This is a genomic window from Cupriavidus sp. 05T313 (assembly GCF_056396665.1).
The window spans coordinates 1-19,781 of record NZ_JBFTLX010000120.1 but is presented as its reverse complement, the minus strand read 5'-3'; the positions used below and the strand labels follow the sequence as shown (position 1 = coordinate 19,781).

20 protein-coding genes are annotated in these 19,781 nt (G+C 66.3%); 5 read left to right on the top strand and 15 right to left on the bottom strand.

Annotated elements, in window-relative coordinates:
• The first annotated feature begins 101 nt into the window (after nucleotides 1-101).
• Nucleotides 102-884, top strand: coding sequence for a DUF3592 domain-containing protein (locus AC1DKD_RS23780; protein ID WP_441629748.1), 783 nt, complete (start codon nucleotides 102-104; stop codon nucleotides 882-884).
• Nucleotides 885-1,001: 117 nt separating this feature from the next.
• Here the strand turns inward: AC1DKD_RS23780 and AC1DKD_RS23775 are convergent, their stop codons facing one another.
• On the bottom strand, nucleotides 1,002-2,639 hold the full coding sequence (locus AC1DKD_RS23775) for an acyl-CoA synthetase (RefSeq protein WP_441629747.1): 1,638 nt from the start codon (nucleotides 2,637-2,639) through the stop codon (nucleotides 1,002-1,004).
• 159 nt (nucleotides 2,640-2,798) lie between these two features.
• Between AC1DKD_RS23775 and AC1DKD_RS23770 the strand changes: the two genes are divergently transcribed.
• From AC1DKD_RS23770 to AC1DKD_RS23760, 3 genes are all read left to right on the top strand, one after another.
• Nucleotides 2,799-3,563, top strand: a complete 765-nt coding sequence (locus AC1DKD_RS23770; RefSeq protein ID WP_441629746.1) for a Crp/Fnr family transcriptional regulator — start codon at nucleotides 2,799-2,801, stop codon at nucleotides 3,561-3,563.
• A gap of 133 nt (nucleotides 3,564-3,696) precedes the next feature.
• Complete coding sequence (locus tag AC1DKD_RS23765) at nucleotides 3,697-4,344, top strand: AraC family transcriptional regulator (protein ID WP_441629745.1); 648 nt, start codon at nucleotides 3,697-3,699, stop codon at nucleotides 4,342-4,344.
• A gap of 314 nt (nucleotides 4,345-4,658) precedes the next feature.
• A complete protein-coding gene (locus tag AC1DKD_RS23760) occupies nucleotides 4,659-4,904 on the top strand; it encodes a hypothetical protein (protein ID WP_035871606.1) in 246 nt (81 codons plus the stop codon).
• A 199-nt stretch (nucleotides 4,905-5,103) separates the two neighbouring features.
• Here the strand turns inward: AC1DKD_RS23760 and dmpG are convergent, their stop codons facing one another.
• From dmpG to AC1DKD_RS23725, 7 genes are read right to left on the bottom strand one after another with little or no spacing between them, the layout of a single operon-like run.
• On the bottom strand, nucleotides 5,104-6,168 hold the full coding sequence (dmpG, locus tag AC1DKD_RS23755; protein ID WP_441629744.1) for a 4-hydroxy-2-oxovalerate aldolase: 1,065 nt from the start codon (nucleotides 6,166-6,168) through the stop codon (nucleotides 5,104-5,106).
• Between the two features lie 27 nt (nucleotides 6,169-6,195).
• Nucleotides 6,196-7,146: an acetaldehyde dehydrogenase (acetylating) gene (locus tag AC1DKD_RS23750; RefSeq protein ID WP_441629743.1), complete on the bottom strand. Its 951-nt coding sequence runs from the start codon at nucleotides 7,144-7,146 to the stop codon at nucleotides 6,196-6,198.
• A gap of 26 nt (nucleotides 7,147-7,172) precedes the next feature.
• Complete coding sequence (locus AC1DKD_RS23745) at nucleotides 7,173-8,150, bottom strand: Bug family tripartite tricarboxylate transporter substrate binding protein (protein WP_441629742.1); 978 nt, start codon at nucleotides 8,148-8,150, stop codon at nucleotides 7,173-7,175.
• A gap of 51 nt (nucleotides 8,151-8,201) precedes the next feature.
• Nucleotides 8,202-8,993, bottom strand: a complete 792-nt coding sequence (gene mhpD / locus AC1DKD_RS23740) for a 2-keto-4-pentenoate hydratase (RefSeq protein ID WP_477143780.1) — start codon at nucleotides 8,991-8,993, stop codon at nucleotides 8,202-8,204.
• A gap of 17 nt (nucleotides 8,994-9,010) precedes the next feature.
• A complete protein-coding gene (locus tag AC1DKD_RS23735; RefSeq protein WP_477143779.1) occupies nucleotides 9,011-9,961 on the bottom strand; it encodes a 3-carboxyethylcatechol 2,3-dioxygenase in 951 nt (316 codons plus the stop codon).
• Between the two features lies 1 nt (nucleotide 9,962).
• Entirely contained in the window at nucleotides 9,963-11,828 is a 1,866-nt protein-coding gene (locus AC1DKD_RS23730) for a bifunctional 3-(3-hydroxy-phenyl)propionate/3-hydroxycinnamic acid hydroxylase (protein WP_477143778.1), read from the bottom strand.
• Between the two features lie 35 nt (nucleotides 11,829-11,863).
• The gene (locus tag AC1DKD_RS23725) at nucleotides 11,864-12,799 is read right to left on the bottom strand and encodes an alpha/beta fold hydrolase (protein ID WP_441629738.1); all 936 of its coding nucleotides are present in this window, start codon (nucleotides 12,797-12,799) and stop codon (nucleotides 11,864-11,866) included.
• Between the two features lie 133 nt (nucleotides 12,800-12,932).
• On the opposite strand from AC1DKD_RS23725, the gene AC1DKD_RS23720 reads away from it, so the two are divergent.
• Entirely contained in the window at nucleotides 12,933-13,754 is an 822-nt protein-coding gene (locus tag AC1DKD_RS23720) for a DNA-binding transcriptional regulator (protein WP_441629737.1), read from the top strand.
• 7 nt (nucleotides 13,755-13,761) lie between these two features.
• Here the strand turns inward: AC1DKD_RS23720 and AC1DKD_RS23715 are convergent, their stop codons facing one another.
• The 7 genes from AC1DKD_RS23715 to AC1DKD_RS23685 form a co-directional block, all read right to left on the bottom strand.
• Nucleotides 13,762-14,769 carry a Bug family tripartite tricarboxylate transporter substrate binding protein gene (locus AC1DKD_RS23715; RefSeq protein WP_441629736.1) on the bottom strand — a complete coding sequence of 336 codons (1,008 nt, stop codon included), beginning with the start codon at nucleotides 14,767-14,769 and terminating at the stop codon, nucleotides 13,762-13,764.
• Nucleotides 14,770-15,034: 265 nt separating this feature from the next.
• A complete protein-coding gene (hpaI, locus tag AC1DKD_RS23710) occupies nucleotides 15,035-15,838 on the bottom strand; it encodes a 4-hydroxy-2-oxoheptanedioate aldolase (RefSeq protein WP_441629735.1) in 804 nt (267 codons plus the stop codon).
• Between the two features lie 13 nt (nucleotides 15,839-15,851).
• On the bottom strand, nucleotides 15,852-16,655 hold the full coding sequence (hpaH, locus tag AC1DKD_RS23705; protein ID WP_441629734.1) for a 2-oxo-hept-4-ene-1,7-dioate hydratase: 804 nt from the start codon (nucleotides 16,653-16,655) through the stop codon (nucleotides 15,852-15,854).
• Nucleotides 16,656-16,700: 45 nt separating this feature from the next.
• Nucleotides 16,701-17,090 (bottom strand): 5-carboxymethyl-2-hydroxymuconate Delta-isomerase, encoded by a 390-nt coding sequence (locus AC1DKD_RS23700; RefSeq protein WP_441629733.1) that lies wholly within the window; start codon nucleotides 17,088-17,090, stop codon nucleotides 16,701-16,703.
• Between the two features lie 53 nt (nucleotides 17,091-17,143).
• On the bottom strand, nucleotides 17,144-17,992 hold the full coding sequence (hpaD, locus tag AC1DKD_RS23695; RefSeq protein WP_441629732.1) for a 3,4-dihydroxyphenylacetate 2,3-dioxygenase: 849 nt from the start codon (nucleotides 17,990-17,992) through the stop codon (nucleotides 17,144-17,146).
• 61 nt (nucleotides 17,993-18,053) lie between these two features.
• Complete coding sequence (gene hpaE / locus AC1DKD_RS23690; RefSeq protein ID WP_441629731.1) at nucleotides 18,054-19,514, bottom strand: 5-carboxymethyl-2-hydroxymuconate semialdehyde dehydrogenase; 1,461 nt, start codon at nucleotides 19,512-19,514, stop codon at nucleotides 18,054-18,056.
• Nucleotides 19,515-19,542: 28 nt separating this feature from the next.
• Nucleotides 19,543-19,781, bottom strand: a 239-nt coding sequence (locus AC1DKD_RS23685; RefSeq protein WP_477143777.1) for a fumarylacetoacetate hydrolase family protein, incomplete at its 5' end; no start/stop codon positions are given.

Here is a 19,781-nt window from a genome sequence, read left to right as displayed (position 1 = left end):
GCCGAGGCCGACTAGAAAGGAATGCGGGCGACAATGGACATATTCACATTCGGCGCGTTTGTGCTACGGCGACGGGATATTTGCAGCGATCGGAAAATAGGATGCCAACCGATGAATCAGAAGACCTGCGCCTGATGAGGCCACCCAGTCTTATCGGACAAGTGAGGCGCACCCATAAAATGAACCCAATGAAAAACCTGAGTATCATCAAGTACACCTTCGCCGTCATAGGTATCGCGTTGCTGCTTGGTGCAGTCGCCATCGGTCAGCACACGCGTTCATTCCTGTCGAACGCGGTGCGTGCGGACGGCACCGTCGTTGCCCTCGATGCACTGCACGACCGCGGTTCGACGACCTACAGACCAATCATTCGTTTCCAGACGCCAAGCGGGACCGTCGAATTCCGTTCCTCGAGTGGCAGCAACCCACCTGGCTACACAGTCGGCGATACGATCCCGGTACTGTATTCGCCGGCAAAGCCGAATGAAGCGACGCCCGACGAATTCTTCCCCCTTTGGGGGGCGGCAACGATAGTCGGTGGCATCGGCCTCGTGTTCTTCGCCATTGGCGCCACGATGGTCGTGCTGGCACGGCGCTCATCGCGTCGAGAAGCCTACTTGCGCAGCCGGGGCGTACCGGTCCAAGCACGCATCCAGGGCATCGAAGAGAACGAAAGCATGCAAGTCAATGGACGCACGCCCTACCGGATCACGGCACAATGGCTGGACCCGGCGACATCGCGAATCCACATCTTCTACAGCGGCAACATCTGGTTCGATCCGACCGACTATGTGACGGGTGAGCACATCACCGTCCTTTTAGATCGGAATAATCCGAAGCACTATCACGTCGACATTTCGTTCCTGCCGCAACTGGCAACCTGACACGCAAGCCAGGTAGCTGAACCACCCCTCTCCCCCGGCGGGGAAAGGAACTGACAGCCATCGTCATTGCCGACTGCTTTGACATGCCGTCGGCTTCTGTCGAGGCACGTTGCGCCCCTAAACATCGATCGCCGTATCCGACTTCACCTTCTTGCGCAACTCGAACTTCTGGATCTTGCCCGTCGATGTCTTAGGCAACGGCCCGAAGTACACCGCCTTGGGCACCTTGAAGCCCGCCAGCAGGGTGCGGCAATGGGCGATCAGTTCCTCGGCCGTTGCGCTGGCGCCATCCTTCAGCTCCACGAACGCGCAGGGCGTCTCGCCCCATTTCACATCCGGCTGGGCCACCACCGCCACGGCCAGCACGGCGGGATGGCGATAGATCGCGTCTTCCACTTCCACGCTGGAGATATTCTCGCCACCGGAGATGATGATGTCCTTGCTGCGGTCCTTGATCTTGACGTAGCCGTCTGGCGTGCACACGCCCAGGTCGCCGGTATGGAACCAGCCGCCGGCAAATGCCTCGCGCGTGGCCTTCTCGTTCTTGAGGTAGCCCTTCATGCAGATGTTGCCGCGGAACATGATCTCGCCGATTTCCTCGCCGTCCGAGGCCACCGGTTGCATGGTGTCCGGGTCCAGCACGGCCACCTCCGTCTGCAGGTGGTAGCGCACGCCCTGCCTTGCCTTCTTGGTGGCGCGGTCCTCTTGCGACAGCCCGGCCCAATCGTCCTGCTCGGCGCACACCGCGGCCGGGCCGTAGGTCTCGGTCAGGCCATAGACATGGGTCAGCTCGAAGCCCATTTCCTCCATCTGCGCCAGCACCGCGGCCGGCGGCGGCGCACCCGCCACCATGCCGCGCACCGGGCCGCGCAGCCCTTCGCGCCAGGCCGGCGGCGCGTTGACCAGCGCGGTATGCACGATGGGCGCGGCGCAGTAGTGAGTCACGCCTTCGTCGCGCATCAGGTCGAATACCAGCTTGGGCTCGAACTTGCGCAGGCACACATTGACCCCGGCGCGCGCCGCGATGGTCCACGGGAAGCACCAGCCGTTGCAGTGGAACATCGGCAGCGTCCAGAGGTACACCGCGTGCTTGGGCAGGTCCCACTCAAGGATGTTGGAGATGGCGTTGATGGCCGCGCCACGATGGTGGTAGACCACGCCCTTGGGGTCCCCGGTGGTGCCCGAGGTGTAGTTGAGTGCGATCGCATCCCACTCGTCGGCGGGCATTTGCCAGGCGAATGCGGGATCGCCGGAGGCCAGCAGGCTTTCGTAGTCGGTCTCGCCGAAGGGCTGCGCGTCCTGCGGGCCCAGTGCGTCCACCACGGCGACTACCTTCAGCCCCGGGATCTCGTTGGCGATCTGCCGCGCCAGGTCGGCAAACTCGGTGTCGGCCAGCAGCACCCTGGCCTCGCCATGGCGCAACATGAAAATCAGGTTGGCAGCATCCAGCCGGATATTCAGCGCATTGAGCACCGCCCCGGCCATCGGCACCCCGAAATGCGCCTCCACCATGGCGGGCGTGTTGGGCAGCAGGGCTGCTACGGTATCGCCCTTGCCCACGCCCAGGTTCGCCAGCGCGCTGGCCAGGCGCCGCGCGCGTGCATAGGTCTCGCGCCAGTTCTGGCGCACCGGGCCGTGCACGATGGCCAGGCGATCGCCATAGACCTCGGCGGCGCGCGCCAGGTAGTCGATCGGTGTCAGGGGAACGTGGTTGGCCGGGTTCTTGCCCAGGCCGGTATCGAAATCGCTTGGCATTGCTGTAGTCTCCGCATGCGCCGGCAGGGCCGGTTCCTTTCCACAGGATGAACCAAGCGCGGCCGGTCGCTGTTACTTTTCGCTGTGCAAGGCTATCATCGCACACGACGAAGCTCTGTCGTCCGGATGACAATGCCCGCGCCGGGCCAAGCCGAAATCATGTCCAGCCCGCCATCAGCCACACCCCAAGCGCTCACGCCCCCCTCTGCAGCCGCCACACAGCCGCCAGCATCCTCGCCGTGCACCGGGCATGCCGCCCTGCTCTCGGAACATGAATGGTTCGCCGCGCTCGCGCCCGGCCATCAGGCACTGGCGGCGCGGCAACTGGTCGTGCAGGACTTTGCCGCGGGCGCCTTCGTGGCGCATCGCGGCGAGCCTTCGCGCTACTGGATCGGGGTGGAGCGTGGCCTGATCAAGCTCGCGGTCTACACGCCGGACGGGCGCGGCTGCACCTTCTCGGGCGTGCCGGCGGGCGGCTGGTGCGAAGAAGGCAGCGTGATCAAGCGCGAAGCACGGAGATACGATGTGATCGCCATCCGCGACTCGCGCGTGGCGCTGGTGCCGGACACCGTATTCCACACCTTGCTGGCCGAGAGCCTGCCTTTTGCCAGCTTCGTGGTGCGCCAGCTCAATGAACGCATGGGCCAGTTCATCGCCACCGTGCAAAACGAGCGCCTGCTGAGCGTCGATGCGCGCGTGGCGCAAGCGGTGGCCCAGTTGTTCCATCCCGCGCTGTATCCGCGTACCAGCGAGGTGCTGGAGCTATCCCAGGAGGAGATTGGCCTGCTGACCGGACTTTCCCGCCAGCGGGTCAACCAGGCGCTGCGGCGGCTGGCGTCGGAGGGCATGGTGGACCTGTCGTACCAGAGCATCCGGGTGACGGATCTTGAGCGCCTGCGTCACTTTGGCTTGTCCGAACTGTAGCCAATGTAGCCAACGCGGCCGATGAAACCTTCCTTCGCCATCCCGGAAGCCACTGGCCTTGCGAACCCGTACAATGCGAGTTCGGCTTCGCGCCCCGCGCGTCGCCTGCCAGCCGGACCCTCCTGAACTTCGCATGGCCCTCGTCAGCAGAACCGATCTGCGCCTGTCCCGCTTGCGCTTTCCCTTCGCGGTGCGCGTCGACGCCCTGCGAGGCAGCGCGCGCCTGCGCGACGCCAACGCGCGGCGCGAGGTGTGGCCGGGGAATCCGTTCGTGGTCCCTGCCTTTTCATATTTCGATTGCGATTTGCTGCCGGCGCCCGGGCGCAGCGCGGTGATCACGCTGCGCGCGGTGCCGGACGACGCCTGTCCGCGCATGACGCTGGCCGCCACGCCGGGCGGCACATACCCCAGCCAGAAATACTGGTCGCGCGCCCTCGCCGGCGAGATGTTCGAACACCCCCGGCTGGCCTGGAATGCGGCACTGGTGGCCGAGCGCTGGCAGGCCACGCCGCGCCTGGTACGCGCACGCCTGTTCGCGGAAGGCGAATCGCTGCGCACCCTGCTGCGCGAGCAGCGGGTAGCGCATACGATCCACCTGCTTGCGATGGACAAGGACGCACCCCCCGAGTGGCTGGCCAGGCAAGTGGGACTGGCGGGCGTCGCTGCGTTAAGGGCCGCCTGCGCCAACACGCTAGGCCCCTCTGCCCTGAGCTTGCTGGCGGACAGAAACAGCCAGGCTGCCCCCGCCGGACTGCGTCCGGCATTCACGCTGGCGGCCTGAAGCACCGCGTCCGGCTTCACTGCATTGCGGCCTTCACGGCGCTTGTAAAAAACCTGCGGCGTTTGTAAAAAGCACTGGCCTGCCTGCGGTCCATAGTGCCCGGCATGTGCGGGGCCGTGAACATCGTGCCCTTGCCCGACTAGTGGCGGCAAAAGAAAAGCAAGGCCAGGGAGACGCGCAAACCGTTGCCAGCCGGTCCAATGCGGGGCGCACGCGATCTCGGGTGACCGGCAGGTGGCATGGATACCCGCAGCGTGGCACGCGCCTTGCACCCCTCCATTAACGCGGCATTCCGCCGCGCCATGGAGAGCACAATGGGACAGCAACAGCAACCCGGCCAAGGCCAGCAAGACCAAAGCAAGCAACAGCAGCAATCCGGTCAGCAAGGCGGCCAGTCCGGCAGCCAGGACCAGAAGGGCGGCCAGCAACAGCAGCAGGACCGTGGCCAAGGCCAGCAAGGCGGCCAGCACGACAAGCAAGGACAACAGGGCCAAAAGGCCGACCAGGCTGGGCAGCAAAACCAGCAAGGCCAGAAAAGCGGCCAGCAAGGCCAGCGTTAATCACTTTGCCGGCATAACGAATTGGCTTGCGGCGGCAATCAAGGCCGCCGCCCGGCGCCGCCTCCGCGTGCTTGCGTGGAGGCGGCTTTTTGTTTGAGCTGGATTGAGGAATGGCCGGGCGACGCCATGGATCATGCTGACGCCTTACCTGCGGCGGCGGTTTACCTTGCTGCCGCAAACCGGCGCCGGATGGCCCTTGTCAGGCGGCATCCCGGGCAACGGCCTTCGCACCTTTTTCCTCGCTGGCCTTGCGCGCCTCCAGCAAATCCAGCGCCACGTCGACGATCATGTCTTCCTGCCCGCCCACCATGCGCCGGCGCCCGAGTTCGACCAGCACGTCGACCGTCTTCAAGCCATATTTGCTCGCCGCGGCCTCGCTGTGGCGCAGGAAACTGGAATACACGCCCGCATATCCCAGCGCCAGCGTTTCGCGGTCGACCCGCACCGGCCGGTCCTGCAGCGGACGCACGATGTCGTCGGCGGCATCCATCAGCTTGTAGAGGTCGCAGCCGTGGTTCCATCCCATGCGCTCCGCCGCCGCGATAAAGACTTCCAGCGGCGCATTGCCGGCGCCGGCCCCCATGCCGGCAAGGCTGGCGTCGACGCGGTCGCAGCCCTCCTCCACCGCCACGATGCTGTTGGCCACGCCCAGGCTCAGGTTGTGGTGGGCGTGCATGCCGGTCCGGGTTTCCGGCTTCAGCACGTCCTTGAAGGCGCGGAAGCGGTCGCGGACATCGTTCATGGTCAGCGCGCCGCCCGAGTCCACCACGTAGCAGCAGGTGGCGCCGTAGCTCTCCATCAGCTTTGCCTGCGCCGCGAGGTGCTGGGGCGTGGTCATGTGGCTCATCATCAGGAAGCCGACCGCCTCCATGCCCAGGTGGCGGGCGTACTCGATATGCTGCCGCGAGACGTCCGCCTCGGTGCAATGCGTGGCCACGCGGACGATGCGCGCGCCGGCGCCATAGGCGGCCTTGAGATCATGGACGGTGCCGATGCCGGGCAGCAGCAAGGTGGCGACCTTGGCATGGCTGACCACGCTGGCCACCGCTTCGATCCATTCCAGGTCCGTATGGGCGCCGAAGCCATAGTTGAAGCTGGACCCCTGCAGGCCATCGCCATGCGCCACTTCGATGGAGTCGACCCTGGCCTCATCGAGGGCCCTGGCGATCCGGACGGCTTGTTCGATGCTGTACTGGTGACGGACGGCGTGGCTGCCGTCGCGCAGCGTCACGTCGGAGATATAGAGTTTCTTCTGGTCTTGCATGACAGTCTTTCCTGATGAGCGGCCGCGTCAGGCGGCAGCGCGTTGGGCAAGCATGGCGCCGGCCATGCGCCTGGCGATGGTCAGCGCGGCGCTGGTCATGATGTCGAGGTTCCCGGCATAGGCGGGAAGATAGTGGGCAGCGCCCTCCACCTCCAGGAACACCGAAGTCTTGAGCCCGCTCACCCGCCCCACGCCCGGCACCACCAGCGGCGCATTGGCCGGGATCGTCTCGAACTGCACCTTCTGCTTGAGGCGGTACCCCGGCACATACTGCTGCACCTCGGCGGCCATGGCTTCGATCGACGCGGCGACCGCATCCTGCTCCGCCATCTCGCTCAGGCAGTAAACCGTGTCGCGCATGATGAGCGGCGGCTCGGCGGGATTGAGCACGATGATGGCCTTGCCCTTCCAGGCCCCGCCGATCGCTTCGATCGCCTTCGAGGTGGTCTCGGTGAATTCGTCGATATTGGCGCGCGTGCCGGGGCCCGCGCTCTTGCTGGAAATGCTCGCGACGATCTCGGCGTACAGCACGGGCGCCACGCGGGAGACAGCGGCCACCATGGGAATGGTGGCCTGTCCGCCGCAGGTGACCATGTTGACGTTGTGTGCGTCGAGATGGGCGTCGCCGTTGACCACCGGGATGCAGTACGGGCCGATGGCCGCCGGCGTCAGGTCGATCATGCGCAGCGACGGGCGCAGGCCGCGCAGGAACGCATCGTTCTTCACGTGCGCGCCGGCGCTGGTGGCATCGAACACGATGTCGATGTCGCCGAACACGGGCATGCGCGTCAATCCTTCCACGCCCTCGTGGGTGGTCGCCACGCCGAGGCGCGCGGCGCGTGCCAGGCCGTCCGATGCCGGGTCGATGCCGACCATCGCGCCCATCTCGATCTGCTCGCCGTGGCGCATGATCTTGATCATCAGGTCCGTGCCGATATTGCCGGAACCGATGATGGCTGCTTTCAGCTTGCGGGTCATGTCGTTCTCCTGTTGCTTGTTTCGCGTCATTCCACGCTGGCGCCGCTGGCCTTGACCAGCGGGGCCCAGCGCGTGCTTTCGCTGTTGAGGAAGGCGCCGAACTGTTGCGGCGTCATGGGCAGCGCTTCCAGGCCCTGGTCGGCAAACCGCCTGGTCACCTCGGGTGCCTTGAGCGCCTTGACCGCCGCCTCATTGAGACGCGCGACGATGGCATCAGGCGTGCCGGTCTTGACCACCATGCCGAACCAGACGCCGGCATCCAGCCCGCCAATGCCGAGCTCGGAGAGCGTGCGCACGTCCGGCAGCGAAGGCGAGCGGCGAGGCGCCGCGATGGCCAGCGGCTTGACCTTGCCGCCCTTGATCAGCGGCGAGGTGGTGATCACCGGGTCGAACATCATGTCGACCTGCCCCGCCATCACATCCTGCAAGGCCGGGGCCGAGCCCTTGTAGGCCACGTGGGTCATATGGCCGCCGGACTTGTCGGCGAACAGGCCGCCCAGCAGGTGCCCGATCGAGCCGATGCCCTGCGAGGCATAGTTCACGCCGTCTGGCTTGCTCCTGGATAGCGCCACCAGTTCCTTGACGGAATTGACCGGGCTGCCCTGCGGCACCACCAGCACGAGCGGCGACGAAGCCAGTGCCGTCACCGGCTTGAAATCCTTGAGCGGGTCGTACGAGAAATTGCGGTACAGACCAGGATTGATCGCGAACATTTCGGTGGCGGCCACAAACAGGGTGTAGCCATCCGCATCGGCACGCTTGACCGATTGCGCGGCGATCTGGCCGCCACCGCCGGGCCGGTTCTCGACCACGACCGGCTTGCCGAGACCGGTTTGCATCTGCTGCGCCATCTGGCGCGCAATCATGTCGGTCACGCCGCCGGCGGGGAACGGCACGACGATGGTCAGCGGCCGGCTGGGAAAGGTGTCGGCCATGGCGGGGGCGTTGGCGGCCAGGCCGACGGTCGCGAGCAGTGCTGCCAGGATGGGTTTTGCGTATTTCATGTTGTCTCCTTGTGTATTTCTAATGGGGTAAATCGCTTGATACGCGGCGCGCTAGCCCTGTGCGAACCGTGCCCGCACACTGCYGATGCCGCTAATGCGGGCCTCGAAGCACTGCCCCGGTCCGGCGGCGGCCATCGGGCCGAGCGCACCGGTCAGGATCAGGTCGCCGGCGCGCAGCGGGTCGCCCAGCGAGGCCAGCTTCCGGGCCAGCCAGACCGCGGCGTTGAGCGGATGGCCAAGGCAATCCGCACCCGAACCCATGGAGACGCGCTCGTCGTCCCGCAGCATTTCCATCTTCACGGTCTTCAGGTCCAGGCCGGCCAGCGGCACGGGCACAGCGCCGAGCACCACCAGGCCGCTGGAGGCGTTGTCGGCCACGGTATCCACGTACGAGATATCCCAGTCGCGGATACGGCTGCCGACCACTTCAATCGCGGGCAGCACGTAGGCGATGGCGTTGATCAGGTCCACCAGCGTGGCGTCCTCCTCCGGCACATCGCGGCAGAGCACCAGCGCGACCTCGGCTTCCGCCTTCGGCTGCAGGGTGCGCGCTACCGGAATCGGCTCGTCGTCGCCGAAGACCATGTCGGCGAACAACGTACCGAAGTCGGGCTGGTCCACGCCAAGCTGGCGCTGCACCGCTGGCGAAGTCAGGCCGATCTTGCGGCCCACCACGCGGCGGCCCTGAGCCCGCCACGCGTCGACGTTGGCGCGCTGGATGGCATAGGCCATCGCGGCATCGCCGGGCGGGATTTCGCCGCGCAGCGGTTCGACCGGCGTGCGCGTCTGCTCTGCCTCGCGCAGCCGCTTGGCAAGCGCGAGCGTCATTTCCTGGTTTGACATGGTTGATCCTGGTTGGGTTATGCGTGCCCGGTGGCAGGCCGTGCCTGCATCACGCCGAAGCCTGCGATCCATTCGTCGATGGGCCGGTAGTACTCGACCGATGCCTGGTAAGGCCCGGCGGCGGCCAGCGCGCCAAATGCGGCGATCCAGGTGCGGATCTCGTGCGCCGACTYGCCGGCGTCGCGCGTGATGTCGTCGTTGCGCATCGCATCCACCCCGCCCAGGTTGCCGCTGGCGAGCAGTTCCAGGAAAGCCCTGTCCCATGCCGGATTGAGCGGATGCAGGGGGCTGTCGCCCTTGGTGAAGGCTTGCGCGGCGGCCACGGTACGCGCCTGGCGGGCAGCACGCGACTCGGGCGACGGGTTGCGCCCCGCAATCAGGCGCTCGGCGACCTCCGCGTTGGCCGAAGCGATTTCCGGCACGGGCGGCTCATGTGAAATGCCGCCCGACCCCACCACCAGCACGCGCTTGCCCAGGCCTTGCAGGAAGCCACCGATGGCCTCGCCCAGCAGCCGCGCACGGCGGCACGTCGCCATGGGCGGCGCCACCGAGTTGATGAAGACGGGAATCACCGGGCACTGGCCGAGCCCGCCCAGCAGCACTTCCAGCGCCTGCGCGCAGCCGTGGTCCACCTGCATGCGGTACGACACGGCCACGTCCACGTCGCTGGCCAGCACGGCCTGCGCCATCGCAATGGCAGTGCCGCGCGGCACATCGAGCGGGCCGGCGAGACTCTTGAAGTCGCCGATGGCGCTGGCTTCGACGCCGATACAGAACTGCGGCATCACGTCATAAAAGAATCCATTGAAATGATCCGGAGCGAAGACCACCACCAGTTCCGGCGCAAAGGCCTGTACCCGGGCACGCGCCGCGGCCTGCACGCGCTCCACTTCGGCCACGATCTCCGGTGCGGGATCGTAATAGCCGTGCAGCGGCGTATGGGACAGGCATTCGAGATGCATCGGCATGTCAGGCTCCCCGCGCAAAGGCGATCGCGCGGCCGGGCACCGGCGCCGCGTCCGGCTGGGCAGGCAGTACGCCCGAGGCAGCAGATGCCGCCGGCGACACGTCGGCCAGGGCAAGCTTCCCGGCCAGCGCCTGGATGGCCTCCGACACCTGCTGCGGCGAGCACATGCCGGCCACGAAGCGGTCGGGACGCAGCAGCACCACGGAGTCCGGCACCTTGCCGAACCATTCCTTGAGGCGCCCGGCGGCATCGCCGATGGCAATCACGCCGTCCGGCACATCGTCGCGATAGGCGAGCTGCGTATCGGGCTTGGCCATCACGAAACAGGCGCCCRGCTTTTCCCAGACGGCACGCGCTTGCGGCGTCAGGCCGAAGGTCGGGTCGGCACCCCAGGCAACGATGGCAAAGCGATTGCCGATCACGTCGTCGAGGCGCACCRTATGGCCTGCCTCGGTCCGCACCATCGGCTGGATGAACATGCGCCCGACCGGCGACCCGCCGGCCGGATCGCGGCCGTGGACAAGCCTTCCCACCAGCGAATCCCGTTTCTCGCTCATCAGCCCCAGCATGCGTCCCAGCGGCGAGTTGCCGGAGCGCTCCAGCAAGCGCGCGAGGAAGCCGTCGTCCCGCTGGCGCCCGGGCAACAGCACCACCCCGGATTCGTAGCGCGGCATGGGCTTGAAGCGCATCTCCACGAAGTACTGCTTTACCGGGGGAAACACGTTCAGCACCCGCGTCAGGCCGTCGCGCACCGACGCACCGAAGCGGCTGGCGGGCGCGAAGATGTCGCCCGCCACCTCCGACAGGTGGATCATCGAGCGCGCATGGGCGCGGCGTTCCACGCCATAGGTGTCGAGCAGGCGGTCCTGCGCCACGCCCTTGACCACCATCGCCAGCTTCCAGCCCAGGTTGCTCGCATCGCGGATGCCGCTGTTGTAGCCCTGCCCCTGCCAGACCGGCATGATGTGCGCGGCGTCGCCCGCCAGCAGCACGCGGTGGACGCGGAACGTGCGCGCCAGCCGCGCGTTGTGCGTATAGACGCGCTTGCGGATGTAGTCGACCTTGTCCGGCTCGGCCACCACCTTGCGGATCAGCGCGGCGAGGTTTTCCGGCCGGGACAATTCCTCTTCCGTCTCGCCGGGCATGACCATGAATTCGAAGCGGCGGATCCCGTGCGGCAGCGCGGCCGAGACATAGGGGCGGGTCGCGTCGCAATGCATGTAGATATGCGGCGTGCCGATCGGGTCGTTGCGCACGTCGACCACAATCCACTGGTTTGGCTTGGTGCGCCCTTCGAACGGCACATCGAGCGTGCGCCGCACGATGCTGTTGCCGCCATCGCAGCCCACCATATAGGCAGCGCGGATCGAAGTGACCCGCCCCTGCGCGTCTTCCGCGCTGAGGGTCACGCCAAGTTCGTCCTGTGTGAAGGCCGCGATGCCGTGGCCCAGCAGGACCCTCACATGCGCAAAGCGCTGCAGGCCGTCATACAGGACGCGGTCGGCCAGCGGCTGGATGAAGGCGTTGCGGCGGGACCAGCCAAACTCGTCGGTGCGCGGCTCGATCGATGCAAAGCAGCGGCCGGTATGCGTGACGAAGCGCATCCAGTGGTGCGGCGTGGTATGCGGCAGCAGCGCATCGGCCAGGCCGACCGACTGGAACACGCGCAGTGCCTCGTCGTCGAGCCCGATGGCGCGGGGGTAATCGATGATCTGGTCCAGCTTCTCGACCAGCACGACGCGCACGCCCTGCAGGCCAAGTATGTTGGCGATCATCAGGCCAACCGGCCCGGCGCCGATGATGGCGACGTCGGTGGCAAGATCCTGCGGACGAGCGTCTCCGCCCGCCATCTCGATGGCGTTGTTCATGTCTCCTCTCCTGCTGTTTCGCGGATCTGGCGGGCTTAAACCGCAGTCGCTTCCGGCACGGCGTTGCCGAGCAGGAAGTTCAGGTGAATGCGGTTGAAGGTGGCGGCATCCTCGAACTGCGGCCAGTGGCCACAGCCATCCATCACCGTGAACAGCGCGCCGGGAATCATGGTGGCGATGCGGCGGCCTTCCGAGACATCGGCGGTGGGGTCATCCGAGGTCCACAGCACCAGCGTCGGGGCCTTGATGCGGCCATAGTGCTCGGCGCGCAGGATGTTGCGCTGGCGCGTTTCCATGTCCTGCAGCACCATGTTGCCGCGCTGGGCCTCGACCATGCCCGCTTGCGCGTAGATGGCCTGGCGCGTGGCGATCAGGTCGTCGAAGGCCTTGGCCTTGTCGGCCATCAGCCATTCCACGCGGGCCTTGATGAAGTCCCAGCCCGGTTCTTCCACGGCGCGCATCGACAGCGTCTTGAGGCGCTCCATCACCACCGGGTCCGCCTGCGATCCGCCGGCCGTGTTCAGTACCAGCCGCTCCACCCGCTCGGGATGGTCGATGGCCAGTCGCGAGGCCACCCAGCCGCCCAGCGACTCACCGCTGAACGAGGCGCGCTCGATGCCCAGGGAATCCATCACGCGGATCACATGGTCGACGTAATCGGGAATCTCGCGCCCGCCTGCCGGCTTGTCGGTCCAGCCGTGGCCGATCATGTCGATGGCCCATACGTCGAAATGCTCGGCATGCGATTGCAGGTTGCGTACATAAGCCTCGGCGTGGCCGCCGACACCATGCAGCAGAATCAGTGCTGGCTTGTCGCTGCTGCCGGCATGCAGGTAACGGGTGCGGATGCCTTTGGCATCGAGCCAGCCCTGGCTGAAGGAAACGCCGCGCAACTCACCCCAGATGCTCTGGAACGGCTGGCTGGCCTGGCTGGACTGGACGGGCTTGAGGCTGGTGGCGGCGCTGGGCATCGTGTCTCCTTCGTTCGTGAATGTCTAAGTAGTACAGCGGAGTGTAGAGACCCGATTGCATCCCGACAAAAAAACGAACAGAATGTGCAAGGAGTGCACAACGTTGATTTAAAAGGGTTTTTTAGGGTAATTTATGCCGCATAGCCGAACCTCCCCGTATGCCAGCGTGCGCGGGCTTAGCCGTGGACTGGACGTGCTGAAGGCGCTGAACCGGATGGAAAGCGGGCGCGGGACCGCCCTGCAACTGAGCGAACTGACCGGGCTGCACCGCACCACGGTCAGGCGCCTGCTGGAGACGCTGATCGCGGAAGGCTACGTGCGCCGCAGCGAGTCGGACGACAGCTATCGCCTGACGCTGCAGGTACGGGCCCTGAGTGAAGGCTTCAATGACGACGAGTGGATCTCCACCATCGCCGCGCCGCTGATGGGAGAACTTTTGCAGCGCGTGCTGTGGCCGTCCGACCTGACCACGCCCGACGGCGACGCCATGATCATTCGCGAAACCACCCATCGCTTCAGCCCGCTGTCCTTTCACCGTGCGATGGTGGGACGGCGCCTGCCGATGCTCTCGACGGCAGCCGGGCGGGCCTATTTTGCGTATTGCGGCGACGCCGAACGGGACGATATCCTCAACCTGCTCCGTTCGGGGGCGGGGGGCGAAGAACAAGCGGCGCTGGCCAATAACGCAGCCTATGTCCGCAAGCTGGTGGAGCGCGTGCGCGCGGATGGCTTTGGCTCCAATCGCGGCGACTGGCTCGAGCAGCGCAAGATCGGCGCCGTCGCCGTGCCGATCCGGTATCAGGACCGCGTGCGCGGCAGCCTGAACGTGGTGTATCTCGCGCGCGCCCTGAGCGAGGAAGAAGCGATCAAGCGGTTCGTTGCGCCGCTGCAGGACATCGCAAATCGTGTCCAGGAAGGCATGGCCGCGCCCGTGCCAGCACGGCAGACCACCTAGGCGCGGCTCAGTCCAGCGCGATCTTGTGCGCGCGGATCAAGGCTCCCCACTTCACGCGCTCACGCTCCACGAACTCGGCAAATCCTGCCCGCGTGTCGCCCATGGGTTCAAGGCCAAGCTCCTGCATCTGCCTGACCACAGCCGGATCCTTCAGCGCGGCCGTGATCGCCGCGTTGAGTTTGTCGACTGAAGCGGCCGGCGTGCCGGCCGGCACTACCACGCCCTGCCAGGCAAAGGCCGTGAACCCCGGCAAGCCGGCTTGCGCAAAGGTCGGAACATCCGGCAGTACCGCCGATCGTTGTTCAGCGGGCAGCGCAATCGCTCGCAGGCGGCCGGCGCGGATCAGCGGCACCGCTGCCGACAGGTCAGCCATCATGAAATCGACCTGTCCGCCCGCCACGTCTTGCAGCGCCGGCAGGGTGCCCTTGTAGGGCGCATGCACCGCGCTGGCCTGCACGCGGTCCAGCATCAGTTCGGCACTCAGATGATGCGGGCTGCCGGCGCCCACCGAGGCATAGGTCGCCTTGCCCTGCCCGGCCTTTATCCAGGCGATGAACTCGGGCAGCGTATTCATCGGCAGAGCCGGGTTGGTCACCAGCACCACCGGCAGCTTCACCAGCGAGGTGACCAGCGTGAAGTCCCTGCCGACGTCGTAAGGCAGCTTACGGTACAGCGCGGGATTGAGCACCAGCATGCCCTGCCCGGCGGTCAGCAGCGTGGCGCCGTCGGCGCGGGCCTTGGCCACGTCCTGCGCGGCCAGGATGGTGGCGCCACCGGGCTTGTTGTCGACCACGATGTTCCGGTGCATGACCGGCGCGATCGTCTGCGCGACGATGCGCGTGGCGAGGTCACTGCCGCCGCCCGCGGTAGAGGGCACCACCCAGCGTGCGGGGGGATCGGCGGCCAGGGCCTGGGTAACGCCGCAGAGCGATGCCGTCAGCAGGACCGCAGCACGGAATGTTTGCCGCGCGATAGAGAGCGAGCGCGCGCATGGCGGGCAGGCTGATGTTTGCATATTGTGACTCCTCGCTTCCTCTCTTGTTTTTCGTGCTGCCAGGATGGGACCTGCCTCGGATACGCTGATCTGCTCCTCTCTCCCGCTTGCGGAAAAAGGGGGCGGGGGAAAGGGCCGGCGCTGGTTACGCCTTCGTGCCGGAAAAAACCATTGGCTCCGCTTCCAGTGGTTCCTGGCCAAACCGCGCCAACCCTCTCCCCATGAGGGGAGAAGGAGTAACAGCCGTCGTCATTGCAGACGGTTTTGGCGCACCGGCCGGCTCCGGCTAGTACGTCTTGTCCCCGCCGGCCCCGGCACCGCCCCGCCCCTTGAACTGCGCAGCCAGGCTTTCCGCCGCACGGGCCAGCATCGTGGCATCCACGCCAACCGCGGTAAACGTCGTCCCGAGGGCCATGTACTTGCGGGACTGCGCCACATCGGCGCTGAGAATGCCCGCCCCCTTGCCGGCGCGGCGGATGCGCGCGATAGCGCCGGCGATGGCGCTCTGTACCTCTGCATGGCCCGGATTGCCAAGGTGCCCCATATCGGCAGCCAGGTCCGCCGGGCCGATGAATACGCCGTCCACGCCTTCGGTGGCCGCGATCTCGTCCAGATGTTCAAGCCCGGCGCGCGTCTCTACCTGCACCAGCACGCACATCTCGCTGTTGGCGCGGCCCAGGTAGCCATCGACGCGGTTCCAGCGCGAGGCGCGCGCCATCGCGCTGCCCACGCCGCGCACGCCTTCCGGCGGATAGCGCGTCGCCGCTACGGCGGCGGCGGCCTCGACGGCGTCCTGCACCATGGGCACCAGCAGCGTCTGCACACCAAGGTCGAGCAGTTGCTTGATCTGYACGGTGTCGTTCCAGGACGCGCGCACCACCGGTTGCACCGGATAGGCGGCCAGCGCCTGCAACTGCGCCAGGATGGACGGCACCGTGTTGGGCGCGTGCTCGCCGTCGATCAGCAGCCAGTCGAAGCCGGCGCCGGCGAGCACCTCGGCCGCGTACGGGCTGGCCAGCCCGAGCCAGAGCCCGACCTGCTGCTCGCCCGCGGCGAGCGCGCGCTTGAAGGTATTGAGGGGAAATTCCATGATGGCCTCGGATTCATGCGAAATGGCAAGCCACGGCGCCCAGCGCGCCGTAATCCACCTGGAATGTATCACCCGGGCTGGCGGCCACCGGCCGGGTGAAGGAGCCGCCAAGGATCACCTCGCCCGCTTCCAGGCTCACGCCGAACGGATGCAGCTTGTTCGCCAGCCAGGCCACGCCGTTTGCCGGATGGTTGAGCACGCCGGCGGCCACGCCGGTTTCCTCGATCACGCCATTGCGCGACATGATGGCCGAGACCCAGCGCAGGTCCACATCGAAGGGCCTCACCGGCCGGCCGCCCATGACCACGCCGGCATTGGCGGCATTGTCGGCGATGGTGTCGAACACCTTGCGCGGGCGCTTGCTGTCGGGGTCGATCGAATGGCTGCGCGCATCGATGATCTCCAGCGCGGGGATCACGTAGGCGGTGGCGTCGTAGACGTCGAACAGCGTGCAGTGCGGCCCCTTGAGCGGCTTGCCMAGCACRAASGCCAGYTCCACCTCCACGCGCGGCACGATGAACCGGCCGGGGGGAATCGTTGCGCCGTCCTGGAAGAACATGTCGTCGAGCAAAGTGCCGTAGTCGGGCTCGTCGATTTGCGAGGACAGTTGCATGGCGCGCGAGGTCAGGCCGATCTTGTGGCCCTTGACGGTGCGGCCCCCGGCCAGCTTGTGCGCGATCCATTCCCGCTGGATGGCGTAGGCGTCTTCGATGGTGATGTCGGGATGGTCCAGCGAGATCTGCCGGATCTGCTTGCACGATTGTTCCGCATCGTGCAGGCGATGGGCAAGCTGGCGAATCAGCTCAGGGCTGAGCATGGGGTCTCCGTGGGTAGCGTTGAGATTGAGTGGGCGTGGCGCCGGTCAGGCTTTCTTGAAGCGGGCATGGACGTTGTTGTGCTTGTAGCTGCCGCCCTCGTTGAACTCAACCAGCTCCATCGACAGCGCCAGGTAGCGCCGCGCGTACAGCTCGGCAAAGTGCGCCTTGACGGCCTCGAACAGCGCGTCGCAAGCCGTCTTCTTTACCGCCTCGGCGCGCCCGGCGCCGATCTTCAGCGTGATATGGACGAAGGCATAGTCCTCCTCGCCGTCCGCCATGCGGTAGTCGGTCAGTGCCAGCGCGCGCGAGCGGATGCCGCCGGTGGGAAACACCCCGTCCTGCGCGATCAGCACGTCGTTGATGGTCTTGAGCAGGGCCGGCACGCGCGCCTCGGCCCGGATGTTATCGGTGTACTCGACGATGATGTGGGGCATTGGCGGCCTCGTTGGTGAGTCGTGATCCAGTGATCCAGCGATCCAGTGATCCGTCAGCGCACCGGGAAGACCGCATTGATCTGGCCCGTGCCGGAACTGGTGAAATAGTCTGTGACGATATCGACAGGCTGGTCGTACTTGTCCCAGCCCAGCAAGCCAAGCAGCATGGCCGTATCGTGCATGCCGCCCTCGCCGATGCAGTGCTCGTTGTACTCGGGCAGCATGCGGCAGAAGGTGGCCCAGTCGCCCTGCTTCCACAGTTCCACCACGCGCAGGTCCACCTGTTTGAAGAACTCGCGGCTGATCTGGTGGATGCTTTCCTCGGGGCTGTTGTTGTCGTTGAAACGGTGCGACAGCGAGCCGCTGGCGAGAAAGGCCACATTGGCGTCGCTGGCCTCGATGGACTCGCGCAGCGCGGCGCCGAAGCGGCGGCTCTCGTCGAGCTGGTGCCAGGCGCACCAGGCCGCGACCGACACCACCTTGAAGTGGCGGTCGGCGTTCATGTAGCGCATCGGCACCAGCGTGCCGTATTCCAGTTCCAGGCTGGCGATCTCATGGGCGCGCGTCATCACGCCACGTTCAGTCGCGGTGCTGGCGATCAGGCGGCCCAGTTCGGGGTTGCCGTCGTAGGCATAGGCCATGTCCTTGATGAAGTGCGGCAGCTCGTTGCTGGTGTAGATGCCTTCGAAATGCGCGTTGCAGTTGACGTGGTAGCCGGCGTTGACCAGCCAGTGCACATCGGCCACTACGATGGTGTCGACCCCAAGCTCGCGGCAGCGCCGGCCGATCTCGCGGTGGCCGGCGATTGCCGCTTCGCGGCAACCGTGGTGCTTGCCGGGTAGCTCCGACAGGTACATCGACGGTACGTGCGTGATCTTGGCGGCGAGTGAAAGCTTGCCCATTGCGGTGTCTCCTGTTTTGTCATGGCGCCGGTTCGCAGCCCACCCGGCGCGCCGGGTGCTCTCAAACGCCCCAGCGCGGAATGTGATGCCCGCCCATCGAGATACAAACGTTCTTCACCTCCGCAAACACCTCGAAGCTGAACTCGCCCCCTTCGCGCCCGGTGCCGGACGCCTTGGTGCCACCAAAAGGCTGCCGCAGGTCCCGCACGTTCTGGCTGTTGACGAACACCATGCCAGCCTCGATGCCGCGCGCCAGCCGGTGCACCTTGCCCACGTCCTGCGTCCAGATATACGAGGCCAGGCCGTAGGCGGTGTCATTGGCCATGGCCAGGCCGTCATCCTCGCCCTTGAAGGGGATCAGGCAGGCCACCGGGCCAAAGATTTCCTCCTGCGCCACGCGCATGTGGTTTTCCACATTCGCCAGCACGGTAGGCTGCACGAAGTTGCCGTTGCGCAGGTGCGCCGGCAGATCGGACGGACGTTCCGCGCCGCCGGCCAGGATGGTGGCGCCCTCCTGCTCGCCCAGGCGGATATAGCCCGTGACCTTCTCCCAGTGCTGCTGGGTGATCATGGCGCCCACATGCGTCTGCTCGCTGGTCGGGTCCCCCACGCGCAAACGCCTGGCGCGCTCGGCGAACTTGCGCGCGAAGTCGTCATAGACGGTGTCCTGCACGAAGATGCGCGAGCCGGCGGTGCAGCGCTCGCCGTTGATCGAGAAGATGGTGAATAGCGCGGCATCCAGCGCGCGCTCCAGGTCGGCGTCGTCGAACACCAGCACCGGCGACTTCCCGCCCAGCTCCATCGAGAACTTCTTCAGGCCGGCGCGTTCGATGATGCGCTTGCCGGTGGCGGTGCCGCCGGTGAACGACACCGCGCGTACATCCGGATGGCGCACCAGCGCGTCGCCCGCGCTGGCGCCGTAGCCCTGCACCACGTTGAGCACACCGGCCGGGACGCCGGCTTCCAGCGCCAGCATGCCGAGCTGGTCCGCCGTCAGCGGCGACAGCTCCGACATCTTCAGCACCGCGGTATTGCCCAGCGCCAGACACGGCGCGACCTTCCAGGTGGCGGTCATGAAGGGCACGTTCCACGGCGAGATCAGCGCGCACACACCCACCGGCTGGTAGAGCGTGTAGTTCAGCATCTGATCGTCGACCGGATAGGTGCGGCCGTTCATCTGCACGCACACCTCGGCGAAGAAATTGAAGTTCTCGGCGGCCCGCGGAATCAGCTGCTTGCCGGTCTGCGCGATCGGCAGGCCGGTGTCCTGGGTTTCCAGCGCGGCCAGGTGCGGCACGTGCTCGGTAATCAGGTCCGCCAGCCTGCGCATGATGCGCGCGCGCTCCTTGGCGGGCGTATTGGCCCACTTCGGAAAAGCCGCCTTGGCCGCCGCCACCGCGGCGTTGACCTCGGCCTCGCCGCCCGCGGCCACGGTGGCGATCTCCTCGCCGGTGGCGGGGTTCCAGGTCACGAAGGTGTCCTTGCTGTCGACCTGCTTGCCGTTGATCCAGTGCTTGATCATGTCTTCCTCCTTGTTGGCGCGTGGCGTATCAGCGCACGCTGCCGTATCCGGTGGCGCAGGCGATGGTGTTGACCAGCCGCCCCACGCCTTCGATTTCCGTGACGATTTCATCGCCCGGCTGTGTATCGGCCAGCCCTTCCGGGGTGCCGGTGAGGATCACGTCGCCCGCCTCCAGCGTCATGAAACTGCTGAAGTATTCGATGAGCCACGGAATGCCGAAGATCATGTCGCGCGTGTTGCCCTGCTGGGTCAGCTTGCCGTTGACGG